The organism is Spirosoma jeollabukense, assembly GCF_054777855.1.
Window position 1 is genome coordinate 144,222 of record NZ_BAAHAD010000007.1, and the last position, 13,034, is coordinate 157,255.

A 13,034-nucleotide genomic window follows, 5' to 3' on the forward strand; every position below is an offset into this window, starting at 1 on the left:
GGTTCGGCCTTCAATAAGACAAGCTCTAAATCCTGTTGTAACTCATTTGCTACTCCTTCAACAAATAGTACACCACCCAAAAACGAAAACTCCCCACCCGTTTTCACAGATGGGGAGTTTTATATGAATCAAATGCTACCGGTTAATTTACGGCAACCAAACGGCTAGGCATTACGGGCTGTTGCGTGGCGATCGTCACGGTGTGCAGCGTCCTTTCAACCCCATTTGTGATTTCTACCTGGTAATCGCCATCGGGCAATTCACTCACGTTCAACAGCGTACGGTACTTGCTCTCCTTCTTGCCCAGATGCTGGCTATACACCACTCGACCATCTTTAGTTTTCAGTTGAACGTCAACGACTCCGCCAACTTCCTTGTCGAGCGCAATACTCAATTTACCACCAACAGTCGTGTAAATAGCTGATTTAAAAGAGGATACTACCGTCTGACGACCACCAGGGTTCGTATTGGCAAACGTAGAAACCGATGTAACAAAACCCAAGGTAAGGGCTAAAGCGAGTGATTTGATGAGTGTTTTCATGCTATGTATGTTTTTGTTTCAGTTTAAAATCTAGCCGGGTTATTCCCGATTTGTTAAACAAAGATATATGCGAAAGATGGTACTATGTATTACAAACTACCGGAACGGTTATTTTGCTGGATGAATGGCAACTGGGCATAAAAAGAGGTCGCTTCACTGCTGAAACGACCTCTTGTGGAGCAACGCAAAGGGTTACACTTCTATCGCTTATCCCACCACACTTTGCTCAAATACGAGTCTCCGTTCGAAAAACGAGCGACGGCGGCATCGTAGTTGGTTTTGTTGAGCAGTGTCTCCTGGGTAGAATAGACCGACCGTCGGGGAATTTGTCCGTTAGTCGAGCCGGGATTTGGGCCCGGTGTGAGTTTGGGGTAACCCATTCTCCGCCATTCGATAAAGGCTTCGTAGGATCGACCAAACAACTGAATCCATTTCTGCGTACCGATTTTTTCGAGTTTCTGTTCTTTCGTCAAGCCCGTAAACGACAGTTCAGTATATGTAGTGGGGATTATCGTTACGTTGTAGGGCGCCATGGCCATAGCGGCTTTCACGCCATCCTGGTAGAATTTTTCAGCCTGATCGGCGGTGGCGCCCCAGCCTTCCAGCGCAGCTTCCGCTTTGTAGAAACTCACGTCAGCAAAGGTGAAGTGCTGACAAGGAATTGGGGGGTTGTACGCTTTATTGAAAAACGTCGTCTGCGAAGCCGTTGAGTAATCGTCTTTGATGATGGTTTTGAGCAACGCATCTGTCAAGGCCACACCAATGCCTTTGTAGGCAGGTTTTCCGGCTTTCACCGAGTTAACCGTTGGCTGCACCAGGCTTGGCAACCGCGGATCGTTCGTTGCAACCAGTTGATTGACAAACGTATCAGCCAGATACTTCAAATCGGGACTGCCGGCCAGCCAGTGATTCAGTACCGGGTGGACGTTGGCGTTGGTTGCGTCGTTATAGGTTGGAACGGCCGCATTGTCAGCGTTCGATTCCATGAGCGGTTGGCCCATGGCTTCGGTAACCGTTTTCTGCGCTAGAGCCGCATCGGCGTAGCGAACCCGCATCCCCAACCGAAGCTTCAGTGAATTGCCGTATTTCTTCCATTTCGCTACGTCTCCTTTGTAATAGAAATCGGCGGTACCGTAGTTTTCGTCGGTTGCATTCAACTGCGCAATGGCAGCATCCAGGGTAGAAATCAGCGATTTGTAGATTGACTCCTGCGTATCGAACACTGGCTGATTGTTCACATTTTCGACACCCAGCGCACTTTGCGAATAGGGTACGTCGCCAAACAAATCGGTCAGGCGTTGCCAGATCGAAATCTCTACAATCCGGGCAATGGCCAGTTTGGTACGTCCTTTCGGATCGTTTTCCAGCCCTTTCAACAACTGGTTTCTGATCTGGCTGATGTTCCGCAGATAGACGTAGTGGCTCGCCCAGAGGTCAGTATCAGCCTGCTGCACGTAGCGTGAACTCGAAATCAGCACACCGCCCGCCCACTGCTGCACCCAGGAACCGAATTGATTGTTTGGGTATTCAAACCCTTCCGAAAAAGCCGCGTCCCGCTGCACTTTCGACAGCACCAGGCCCGGATCAATAACCGTAACGGAGGTCGGTGGCGTGTTTATTTTTTCAAAATCATCCGTACAGGCCTGGGCCATCAATAAGACCACGGCGATGTAGATGGGTGTTAGTATTTTTTTCATTGACGAATCAAGTTTGGAGTAAAGCTGGAACTACCCCCAACCCCCTGAAGGGGGCTTTGGTTGAGCGTTAGGGAAGCCCCCTTCAGGGGGTTGGGGGTATTTTCCAGCTGATTATCAGACATTCTGTTCCGAGTTTAAAAATAATCTACAGTTCGCAGTTGAGGCTAAAGCCAAAATACCGGAGCAGCGGCAAAGCTGTCGATTCCAGTCCCAACGAGGAATTGTTGACGTTGAACGACGACGCTTCCGGCGCAAATCCATCCGTTTTGCGCTGTAAATAGAACAGGTTCCGCCCGTAAACGCCCGCCCGAATGTTGCGGAATGGCGTTTTGCTCACCCATTTGCTCGGAATGCTGTAGTTGAGTGTCATTTCCCGCAGCATAACGTAGCTGGCGTCATTGAGCATTTCTTCCGACACTACGTTGTCTTTATCAGGCGCCACTACGTTCCAGTAATCCTGCGCCCGAACGGTTTTGGTGTTGGCCTGTCCGGTGCCGGCCCAGGTGCCATCAGCCGCTTTCGAACCGACGACGCCTTCTGCTACGTAGCTTCCATCACGACCCGGAACGGTCTTTTTGATCGTTCCATAAATAAGTTCTTCGCGCAGGCTCTGCGAATAGACTTTGCCCCCCTGACTCACGTCAATCAGGCCCGACAACGTAATGCCTTTGTAGCGGAATGCGTTGTTAAAACCACCAATCCATTTCGGTAGCGCGTTCCCCATTTCATACAGAATTTTGGCATTCGTTTTCACCGGAAGGCCCGTTGCGGGATCAATGATTCGGTTGCCAGAGCCATCGCGAAGCCACTGAAATCCGTTGCCAAGAATGGTTCCGAACGGTTTTCCCGGCGTTGCAATGACTTGTACACCCCGGTCACTGCCCAGAATGTAGGTCGAGACACCTTCGGCTAGTGACACCACTTCGTTGCGATTGTGCGAGTAATTTATCGTAGCATCCCAGGAGAACCCTGAAGTCGTTTTGACGGGTGTAGCATTGACGGACAGCTCGATACCGTGGTTCCGAATTTCGCCCGCGTTGATCAGCCGCGACGTAAACGTACTCGACGGTGGCAGGGGAACATTCAGAATCTGATTTTTGGTACCAGCGCTGTAATAAGCAAACGTAACGCCCACCCGATTTTTGAACAGGCGTGCCTCCAGGCCAAATTCGGTCGATGTTGTCAACTCGTTTTTCAGATTTGGATCGGGAATGGTCGAGGCAAAAGACGCCAGTGGAATACCGCCCTGCGTGTACTGATCCAGCGAGTAATTCCCATTGAGCTGATACGGACTACCCGAACTACCCGCCTGCGCCCACGACGCTCTCACTTTCAGGAAACTCAACGCGGGACTCTGCAAGCGGAAGGCATCTGTCAACACCAGACTCCCACTGATGGCCGGATAAAAGAACGAATTGTTTCTGGGCGACAGCGTCGACGACCAGTCATTGCGGGCGGAAAAGTCGATGAATGCCATGTCTTTATACCCGACCGACCCCGACGCATAGACCGAATTGATCGACGATTCCGTCAGGCCGAATACATAGGAATTTGTCAGCGTATTATTGATAATGAACAGATTCGGCGCGATAAATTCGTTCCCTGTGTTCCCCGTTGTGCGGGAGTAATACCGCTGGTGATTGGCACCAAGATTCAAGCCGAAGGAGATATTCTCCGAAATTTTGGGCGTCAGTGATAGCAATACGTCGCTATTGTCTTCCCGCGTACGTGTCACCTCTTCGGTGATGTCGCCGTTTTTGTTAGTCGTTACGTAAGTGCCTTTATCGCGATAGCGGAACCGCTCGTCGGTATAAAAATCCGTTCCGGTCCGGGCCGTCAGGCGAATCCAGTCGTTGAATTGATAGCTCAGTTTAACTAAACCAATGATACGACGACGATCGTCGGAGTTGCGGGTACGGTCCCTTGTCCAGTACGGATTTGCCGTTGAGGAGTTGGTGGCATAGGTTTTTTCAAGCCCGACAAAAGCGGTTGTGCCATAGCCGAGTTGTTTAGCAATGTCCGATGCTGTCCAGGCCGAGTTCGCTAAAATGTCCATCGGCATACTTCGTGGCTGACTGATAAAAATATAGGCGGGATTATCGGCGGCATCAGAAACCGTCGGCCGGTTTACACCCGCCTGCGCGATGTAGTTGACCTTCACGTCGGCCTCTAATTTCGAGGTTACTTTAGCGACCGTCCGCAAGCTGATGTTATTCCGGTTTAACGTATTGCTGGGGACATAACCATTGATGTTCGTGTTGGAGTAGGCCAGTCGGTAACTCACCGCATCATTGCCGCCTTCCAGACTCAGGTTATTGACCGCTGTTTTTTCCGTATTAAAAAACTTCTGGAACGTATTTGGCTGTGGTGTCAGATTCAGTACGTTTCCCCACTGATCTTCGTATTGCTGACCGTCCATGTGAGCCCCCCAACTGGCACGCGTGAAGCGATCACGGCCACCACTCATCTTAGGCAAGCCCTGAATACCAGCCGCCTGCGCTGCGGCCCACGTATAAATTTTACCGTCGTTTCCGCGAAAATTCGTAAACGTGCCATCCAATCCCTGCGCGTATTCGTCCTGGAAATCAGGCAGGACCAACGCATTTCCTATCGTGTAATCGATGCCATATTTAACCCCGATACCTTTCTTGTTTTTCCCGGATTTGGTTGTAATCAGGACCACCCCGTTACTTCCCCGCTGACCGTATAGGGCTGCTGCGTTCGGGCCTTTCAGCACCGACATGGTTTCGATGTCTTCTGGATTGATGTTGGAAATTCCATCCCCGTAATCGATGCCGCCCGAGCTGCCGGGTGCGCGTGGATTCTGGTTATCCATCGGAATGCCGTCAATAACATAGAGCGGCTGACTGTTTCCAACGAGCGAGTTGGCGCCCCGAATAATCACCCGTGACGAGCCGCCTGCGCCGTTGGCCGAGCGAGTTACCTGAACGCCCGCCATTTTCCCGGCCAGCGAAGTGGCTACATTGGCTTCTTTGGCAGTTGAAATATCCTGCCCGTTTATCTCCTGAATCGAGTAGCCCAGCGACCGCTTATCGCGCTTGATGCCTAGTGCCGTGACGACAACTTCACTCAACACAGCATTGTCTTCGGCAAGCGTTACGATAATGTCTGTCTGGTTACCCACCGGAATTTCCTGCCTGACAAAACCCACGCCCGAAAAAATCAGGATAGAATTATTATCGGCACTTACCGAAAATTTACCCGTAACATCCGTAACGGTTCCGCGGGTGGTCCCCTTTACAAGTACGTTCATGCCCACTAAAGGCTGTTTCTTAGCATCCAGGACGGTTCCCTGAATAACGTTCTGAGCCCATAGAACTCCAGAAATTAAAAAGGCTATCATCGTGAGCGATAGCCTTTTAGTGAAAAAAGAATGAAGAAATTTCCGCATATTTTTTAACGATAATTTAACAATATGTTAATATCAAAACGGTCAAAATTACAAAAAAAATGACTAAACAAGCGCGCAAATAACTGCTAAAAAAATATGATTACCAATTGAATGCATTCTCACGTTTGACCATTTAACCAAATAATAATTGCCAAAACAATTAGTTGACCGTATTTTTGGCTATCATTCAAAAAAAATAGTCACATTGGTGTAGATAACCTTCATTTTATCTAATCCCAAATGTGACTGATGTGGATAGCTATCTACTGGCTAAATGTCCATATCTACCTTCATTTGTTACTCTATGGAATTCATTTACAGACTGATACTTGTTTTTTTTGCATCAACCTATTTATTCACATCAGCCTGCTTGTCTCAGCACGTAGCACCGCCAAAAGGCCATGAGACTAGCGCTGTTTTATTAACCCAAATCGATAAAGTTGCTGACGGTCTAACGCCCAAAGTAGTTGCCTGGCGACGCGACATTCACCAGAATCCCGAACTCGGCAACCGGGAGTTTCATACGGCAGAAAAAATTGCCGCTCATTTACAATCCTTAGGCATCGAAGTCAAAACCGGCGTGGGCAAAACAGGTGTCGTTGGTCTGTTGAAAGGCGGCAAACCAGGCCCCGTCGTCGCACTGCGGGCGGATATGGATGCGTTGCCCATTACCGAACGGGCGAATTTGTCTTTCAAGTCGACCGCTACGACCGACTATAAAGGCAAAGCCACAGGCGTGATGCATGCCTGCGGACACGATGCGCACGTAGCGATGCTGATGGGTGCGGCCGAGGTGCTGGCCTCCGTAAAAAGTGAGCTACACGGGACGGTAAAGTTTATTTTTCAGCCCTCAGAAGAAGGCCCACCCACGGGCGAGGAAGGTGGCGCTAGGCTGATGGTGAAAGAAGGTGTACTCGACAATCCAAAAGTGGACGTTATTTTCGGTCAGCACATTGCGTCAGGCAATGACATTGGCCTGTTCACGTACCGGCCCGGTGGATTTTATGCCGAAAATGACATTTACCAGATTACCATTCATGGCAAGCAAAGTCATGGTGCTTCGCCCTGGTCCAGCGTTGATCCGATTGTTACGGGCGCGCAGATTATCATGGGGTTGCAAACGATCGTGAGCCGAAACCTGCCGCTCACCGACAACGCAGCGGTAGTGACCGTCGGCGCGTTTAATGTGGGCAATCGGGAGAATATCATTCCCGAAGAAGCTACCATGATTGGCACAATCCGCACGCTGGATACCACCATGCGCAACACCATTCATCGACGCATCCGGGAAATTGCGACCAGCATTGCCAAAAGCGCCGGGGCTACGGTCGACGTATCGATCAGTATGGAAGATGCGCTGGTTTTCAATAATATAAACCTGACGAAGCAGATGGTACCGACGCTCCAGGCGCTGGCGGGCCGGGAGAACGTATTACTTGTTCCCGCGGCAACCGGATCAGAAGATTTTTCCTATTACGCCCAAAAAGTACCCGGCTTCTTTTTCCGGTTGGGTGCCAAACCGACAGATACAAAACCGGGCGAGAATCTGTCGCATCATACGCCCGATTTTCGGATCGATGAAAGCAGTTTCCCACTTGGGGTTAAAGCGCTTTGTCACCTCACGGTTAATTATATGAATAGCAAGCCGTAAGAAGTGTACGGCAAATCGTATAAACACAACACCTGAATTCAATGGATTTATCTGAACAGAAAATTGGTACAGCCACCGTTTGGGGTGGTGAAACCGAACGGTTTCTCAAAGGAGCAGTTACCTCACCAATCGTTAACAGTGTTGCTTTCGCCTACGATGATCTCGATGAGTGGCACGCCGTGGCAACCGGCAAAGCCGAAGGCTACATTTATAGCCGGAACACCAATCCGACAGTTGCCGTACTGGAAGAAAAGATTCGCATTCTGGAATCGGCCGAAGCCGCTACATCGTTCGCTACGGGTATGGGCGCCATCAGCAATACGTTGTTTTCGTTCCTGACACCCGGCAAACGGGTTGTTTCACTTAAGGATACATACGGTGGGGCCAGCCGACTTTTTCTGGATTTTCTGCCGAAATACAGTGTCAACGTAACGCTTTGCGACACTACGGACCACGAACAACTCGAAGCTGAAATTGCGAAAGGCTGCGACGTTGTCTACCTCGAAACACCGACCAATCCAACGCTTAAGATTGTCGATATCAAGCGGTTGGCGGCAGCCGCCAAAAAGGTTGGCGCGATTGTGGCGGTCGATAATACGTTCGCTACGCCCATCAACCAAAATCCGCTGAAACTGGGCGCTGATCTGGTAATTCATAGTGCGACGAAATTTCTGAATGGCCATTCGGATGCGATGGGTGGCCTTTTGGCAGGTAAAAAAGAACTTGTCGAAAAGGTGTTCCAGTTCCGGGAGATCAACGGGGCCAGCCTCCAGGCCGATCCGGCGTATATGATCGCCCGAGGGATGAAAACGCTGGAATTGCGCATCGAACGCCAGAACGCATCGGCGTTAAAAATTGCCCGTTTTTTGAAGGCGCACCCCAAAGTCCGTGACGTATTTTACCCAGGTCTCGAAACACATCCTGGCCATGATATTGCCAAAGCACAGATGACAGGATTCGGCGGGATGATGAGCTTTTCCCTAAATGGCACCTACGACGATGTAAAGAAGTTTTTGCCAAAACTGAAACTCGTGCACCTGGCGGCAAGCCTCGGCTCGGTCAGTACGCTGGCCGGACCACCCAGAACGACCAGCCACGTTGAACTTACGGAAGAACAGCGCGCACATCTGGGCATCCCCGAAAGTCTGATCCGGTACTCGGTGGGTATCGAAAACGTAGAAGATTTAATGGCTGATTTAGGCCAGGCACTGGACTCTTTATCTTGACCCTCTATTGACTATGAAATCGACTACATGTTTCAAAACCGTTTGTATACTTGTTATTAGTCTCGTACTTTCGGTTAGTCCTACACGGCCCACCCGGGCGCAAGGTGCAGCTGTTCCGGACGTAGCATCGCAACGATTACAGCAGGAACTGGAACGTATCGTTACCCTGGCAAAAGGAAAAGTAGGCGTTTGCGCGGTTCACCTCGAAAGCGGTAAACAGGTGAGTCTGAACCTGCAGGAGCGGTTTGCCATGGCGAGTACCATTAAGGTAGCGATTGCGGTACAGTTGTTCACCAGGATTGAAAAGGGTGAACTATCGCTCAGAACCATGACGGAACTGAAACCGTCTGACCTGCACCCGGGAAGCGGCACACTCGACGTTTTATTTGCCAAACCAGGCGTTCAGTTGTCGGTGGAGAATTTGCTGGAGCTGATGATGGTGATCAGCGATAACTCCGCTACGGATATTCTGATTCGGCTGGCGGGGGGCACCGAAGCAGTCCAGAATCGCTTGAAAACATTGGGTATACAGGGCATGTCCGTTGACCGAACCATCATTCAATTATTGGCTGATTTAGAGGGTATTACATTACCTCCGCCCAGCCAGTGGACGTTAGGCTTCTATCAAAATCTGGAGAAAAGCGTTACACCGGAATCCCTGAAAGCGGCCGAAGCTAATTTCAAATATGATCTTCGTGATACGTCAACACCCGAAGCGATGGTGAATCTGTTAACTCAGATTTATCGGGGAACGGCCCTTAAACCGGCGAGTCGGGATACGTTGCTGGCCGTCATGCAGCGGTGTCGGGGTGGACTCAACCGACTGAAAGGCTACCTTCCTCCCGAAACCGTTATCGCGCATAAAACGGGCTCGCTGGACGGCAACGCCACCGACGACGTAGGTATCATTACGTTACCGGGCGACGCAGGCCATATCGCTATTGCCGTTTTTGTTGGACCATCACCCCAACCACTTGAGATTCGGGAACAAACAATTGCCCACGTTAGCCGCCTGATTTATGATTATTTCTTATTCCAGACGCCAGTAGTAAAGACATCGACACGTTGATGAACGATACAAAAAAGCGTATTTAATGGCAAATTGCCCCGTAGGGTCATAACAGCGTAGCATCGGTAGAACAAACCTGCAAACGAGTTGTCAAGTGTGCCGTCAGGTACACAACGGTTGTGTACCTGACGGCACATATATGAAAAGGGCAACTCTATTTCTTCTAGCGACGCTGCGTTGTTAAGCCGCTGGCGGACCATCCCTAACAGGACAAATCGGGTTTTCACAACCGGCTCAAGCGCTCGGCGGCTTCCTGCAAAATAGCGTCGTTTTTTGCAAAACAGAACCGAAGTATGTTGTAATCGTTCTTCTGATTGTAAAACACCGAAACCGGAATGGAGGCTACGCCAATTTCTTTGGTCAACCGTATCGCCAGATCGTAGTCGGGTTCGTCGGTGATGGCGGCATAGGAAACGGTTTGAAAAAAGCTGCCCTCCGCCGGTTTGAACGTAAAGCGGGAACCGCGCAAACCGTCCAGAAACAAATCGCGCTTGCGTTCATAGAATGCGGGCAGGCTCAGGTAATGCTCAGGCTCTTTCAGGTAATCAGCCAGCGCGTACTGAATCGGTGTAACGGTGCTGAATGTCAGGTACTGGTGGATCTTTCTAAACTCAGTTGTCAGATCGGCCGGAGCCAGGCAATAGCCAATTTTCCAGCCGGTAATGTGAAAGGTTTTACCAAACGACCCAATAATGAACGTCCGTTCCCGCAACTCAGGATGCGTCATGAGTGAGTTGTGTTGCCTTCCATCGAATAGAATATGCTCATAGACTTCGTCGCTCACGATCCAGATATCCCGGTCACGCACTATGCTCGCTAATTGGTTGAGATCGTCGCTTGTCCAGACATGGCCTGTTGGATTATGGGGCGTGTTGACTAGAATCAGCCGCGTTTTGTCGGTAATTTTCTCCCGTACTACGTCCCAGTCAATCGCGTAGTCAGGTGGAGTTAACGTTACGTAAACGGGAATGCCACCATTCAGGTCGATGGCTGGAACGTAGCTGTCGTAGGCTGGTTCAAACACAATTACTTCGTCCGGTCCGGCGCTCCGGTCAGGCCGTATTACCGCCGTAACCGCAGCAAAAATCGCTTCGGTTGCGCCAGACGTAACGGTGATTTCGGTATCCGGATCGTAACTAACGTTATAGAGATCAGCGGTTTTCTGCGCCAGTGCTTCCCGCAACGCAGGCACGCCCGCCATGGGAGCGTATTGATTGAATCCCTTTCTGAGATAGTATTCAACCAGCGTCACCAGCTCGGACGAACAATCGAAACCCGGAAATCCCTGCGACAGATTTATAGCCCCGGTTTCGGTCGCGAGCTTCGACATGACGGTAAAAATCGTCGTGCCAACATTCGGCAGTTTCGATATAAGCCGTCTTGTTGTCGAAGGTATAGTAGTATGCATTGTATATTTTCTTGATTCACCGGGTTAAAACCCGGTGCAATTGATCAGGCGATTGTTCTTGCGCCGGGCTTTAACCCGGTGAATCTACATCATCAATTTGGGAACAGTTCGCCAAGCGAGATTTTGTCAATGTACGGTTCTAGCTCGTTTACCGTATCCAGCACCCGGACCAACGTAACCTCATATCGACGCTGGCACACCCACATTTCCACAAAGAAGGCATTTACCGAATACAGATGCAACCAAAAACCGGGAATCCGCCGGGCTTCGAGCAGTTTACCCTGCTGCCAGACAAGATTCAACTGATCCTGATACGGCAACCCTTGAAAATATAATGCTCCCCCTCCTGACTCGTTCGCTACGCATATACCCTACTCCACGGCATTAATGGTCACCGTAGCGTTTCTCACCCGCCGTTACGTTCAGCGCCAGCATGTTTTGTTTGGGCGGAAGCGGACAGGTCGCATAAGGCGTAAACGCGCAGGGCGGATTGATGGCCTGATTAAAATCAAGTATTACCAAACCATCAGGAGAGTCTGTACTGGGTCTATCCGCATAGAGAAATCGGCCAGCGCCATACGTATCATGGGCATTGGTCGGATCGCTGAATAAAATGAACAGTTTCCCTTCCTCACCGACGGCATCCAGCCGGTAGGTTTTCCCGTCTTTTTCAAATACGAGCGTACCGGCTAAGGGCGTTGACGTAACCTGGCCCAGTACGTTCAGAATTGGAATGGTTCTGGGCGTAGCTGGCTTTTCCAGTTTAGCTTTTACTTTCCAACTTTCGTCTACAGGGTAGCGCTCAACGGTGGTAAACTCTTTCAGAAACGGGCTTTCCAGATCGCGCAACCGAATGCCGTATTTATCACCCCGTTTGATAATCACCCATCGTAACGAGCCATTTTCCAGCACAGCGGGTTTACTAGTGGGCGAAAAAACAACGACGGATTCTGTTATAGGCTTTCCATCAGCCAGAACGTTTGCGCCCGCTTTTGGTACAAAGTGAACGTCACCTTTTTCCAGAACGAGTTGACCAAGCTCTGCCGGGCCATTGGCTTCCGGAAACGGCACGTCGAAATCGGACCCTCGGCCAAGCGAGTTTTTGCCTTCTTTCAGCCAGAACAATCCCGCCAGATTCAGCCAGCCGTTTTCACTTTTGAGGGAATTTACACGCTTCTGGTGCCATTCGTCAATTTGGGCTTTGTAAGCCGGTCCGTCATCGGCAGGCCCCACCCCCGCAGCGTGCGATTCGGCAGCTTGCCGAAAGCCGACGGATGCGACCATGGCCAGCAACCATACACCAAAGAATAAGCCAGAATAGAGATTCAGAGGTTCAGCCGGTTTATTGATTCGTTTCATGAGAAAGTAAAGTTAAACGTGTTTCAGGTTGTATAGCAGGCAATTAATAATGCGCATCATTTAACTCTCGAACGACGTTAAAAATAGCTTCCTGATCAATGGGCTGATCGAAGTTTTCGTCCAGGAAATGGTAAGCAACCCGGCGATCCGGACCGATGACGTATAAAGCGGGCGTAAAGGCTTCGTCCGAAATGCCCGACACGCGTTCCCAAACAGGATCATCTTCGCTATAGACGCCAAACCGCTGCGCTACAGCCGATTCAGCATCGTAAGCCACACGAAAATCCAGTCCATTCACCTGCCGCACCAATACTTTGGGCGACTCATTCGAAAACACAACCAACTCAGCATCAGCGATGAGCAAGTCCTTATACAAACGAACCAGCGAATCCAGATAAGGGCGAGCGTAGCGTCCCCAGCATGGGCAATAGAAACTAACGACTAAGGGGCGGGCACTGACTAAATCCAGAACCGACGTAGTATGCTCCTGATTTTTATGACCAAAAACCGACGCTCGCCAATTGCTGGGGGCTCCGGCAAGACTGAAAAATGGCGCCAGATCGCCCGTTACCAGCGGCTGCATCCGAATAGTACGGAGTCGTTCCTGTGTGCTAACGGTTCTAATATCGCCTAATTCGTTTTCAAATTCAAGTGTCATGAGCGCATGTGTT

General features: G+C 50.2%; 10 protein-coding genes. 3 read left to right on the forward strand and 7 right to left on the reverse strand.

Going from position 1 to position 13,034, the window contains the following annotated elements; all coding sequences use genetic code 11:
* Positions 1-142: 142 nt before the first annotated feature.
* The 3 genes from ACYVEA_RS23380 to ACYVEA_RS23390 all read right to left on the reverse strand — a co-directional run bounded on the left by ACYVEA_RS23380 (position 143) and on the right by ACYVEA_RS23390 (position 5,602).
* Positions 143-541: a hypothetical protein gene (locus tag ACYVEA_RS23380; protein WP_461115852.1), complete on the reverse strand. Its 399-nt coding sequence runs from the start codon at positions 539-541 to the stop codon at positions 143-145.
* A 200-nt stretch (positions 542-741) separates the two neighbouring features.
* Positions 742-2,238 (reverse strand): SusD/RagB family nutrient-binding outer membrane lipoprotein, encoded by a 1,497-nt coding sequence (locus ACYVEA_RS23385; RefSeq protein WP_461115853.1) that lies wholly within the window; start codon positions 2,236-2,238, stop codon positions 742-744.
* A gap of 145 nt (positions 2,239-2,383) precedes the next feature.
* Entirely contained in the window at positions 2,384-5,602 is a 3,219-nt protein-coding gene (locus ACYVEA_RS23390; protein ID WP_461115854.1) for a SusC/RagA family TonB-linked outer membrane protein, read from the reverse strand.
* 418 nt (positions 5,603-6,020) lie between these two features.
* On the opposite strand from ACYVEA_RS23390, the gene ACYVEA_RS23395 reads away from it, so the two are divergent.
* From ACYVEA_RS23395 to bla, 3 genes are read left to right on the forward strand one after another with little or no spacing between them, the layout of a single operon-like run.
* Positions 6,021-7,301, forward strand: coding sequence for an amidohydrolase (locus tag ACYVEA_RS23395; protein ID WP_461115855.1), 1,281 nt, complete (start codon positions 6,021-6,023; stop codon positions 7,299-7,301).
* 41 nt (positions 7,302-7,342) lie between these two features.
* Positions 7,343-8,527 carry a cystathionine gamma-synthase family protein gene (locus ACYVEA_RS23400; RefSeq protein ID WP_461115856.1) on the forward strand — a complete coding sequence of 395 codons (1,185 nt, stop codon included), beginning with the start codon at positions 7,343-7,345 and terminating at the stop codon, positions 8,525-8,527.
* A 13-nt stretch (positions 8,528-8,540) separates the two neighbouring features.
* Positions 8,541-9,596 carry a class A beta-lactamase gene (gene bla, locus ACYVEA_RS23405; RefSeq protein WP_461115857.1) on the forward strand — a complete coding sequence of 352 codons (1,056 nt, stop codon included), beginning with the start codon at positions 8,541-8,543 and terminating at the stop codon, positions 9,594-9,596.
* A 223-nt stretch (positions 9,597-9,819) separates the two neighbouring features.
* Here the strand turns inward: bla and ACYVEA_RS23410 are convergent, their stop codons facing one another.
* The 4 genes from ACYVEA_RS23410 to ACYVEA_RS23425 all read right to left on the reverse strand — a co-directional run bounded on the left by ACYVEA_RS23410 (position 9,820) and on the right by ACYVEA_RS23425 (position 13,021).
* Positions 9,820-11,004: a methionine aminotransferase gene (locus ACYVEA_RS23410; RefSeq protein ID WP_461115858.1), complete on the reverse strand. Its 1,185-nt coding sequence runs from the start codon at positions 11,002-11,004 to the stop codon at positions 9,820-9,822.
* 92 nt (positions 11,005-11,096) lie between these two features.
* Positions 11,097-11,306 carry a hypothetical protein gene (locus ACYVEA_RS23415; RefSeq protein WP_461115859.1) on the reverse strand — a complete coding sequence of 70 codons (210 nt, stop codon included), beginning with the start codon at positions 11,304-11,306 and terminating at the stop codon, positions 11,097-11,099.
* Between the two features lie 82 nt (positions 11,307-11,388).
* Positions 11,389-12,363 (reverse strand): DUF1684 domain-containing protein, encoded by a 975-nt coding sequence (locus ACYVEA_RS23420; RefSeq protein WP_461115860.1) that lies wholly within the window; start codon positions 12,361-12,363, stop codon positions 11,389-11,391.
* Positions 12,364-12,406: 43 nt separating this feature from the next.
* Complete coding sequence (locus tag ACYVEA_RS23425) at positions 12,407-13,021, reverse strand: redoxin domain-containing protein (protein ID WP_461115861.1); 615 nt, start codon at positions 13,019-13,021, stop codon at positions 12,407-12,409.
* Positions 13,022-13,034 lie beyond the last annotated feature (13 nt).

Coding starts and splice junctions, on each gene's coding strand:
- ACYVEA_RS23390 (WP_461115854.1), bottom strand. CDS start 5,602: ATGATAGCCTTTTTAATTTCTGGAGTTCTATGGGCTCAGAACGTTATT.
- bla (WP_461115857.1), top strand. CDS start 8,541: ATGAAATCGACTACATGTTTCAAAACCGTTTGTATACTTGTTATTAGT.
- ACYVEA_RS23380 (WP_461115852.1), bottom strand. CDS start 541: ATGAAAACACTCATCAAATCACTCGCTTTAGCCCTTACCTTGGGTTTT.
- ACYVEA_RS23385 (WP_461115853.1), bottom strand. CDS start 2,238: ATGAAAAAAATACTAACACCCATCTACATCGCCGTGGTCTTATTGATG.
- ACYVEA_RS23420 (WP_461115860.1), bottom strand. CDS start 12,363: ATGAAACGAATCAATAAACCGGCTGAACCTCTGAATCTCTATTCTGGC.
- ACYVEA_RS23425 (WP_461115861.1), bottom strand. CDS start 13,021: ATGACACTTGAATTTGAAAACGAATTAGGCGATATTAGAACCGTTAGC.
- ACYVEA_RS23410 (WP_461115858.1), bottom strand. CDS start 11,004: ATGCATACTACTATACCTTCGACAACAAGACGGCTTATATCGAAACTG.
- ACYVEA_RS23400 (WP_461115856.1), top strand. CDS start 7,343: ATGGATTTATCTGAACAGAAAATTGGTACAGCCACCGTTTGGGGTGGT.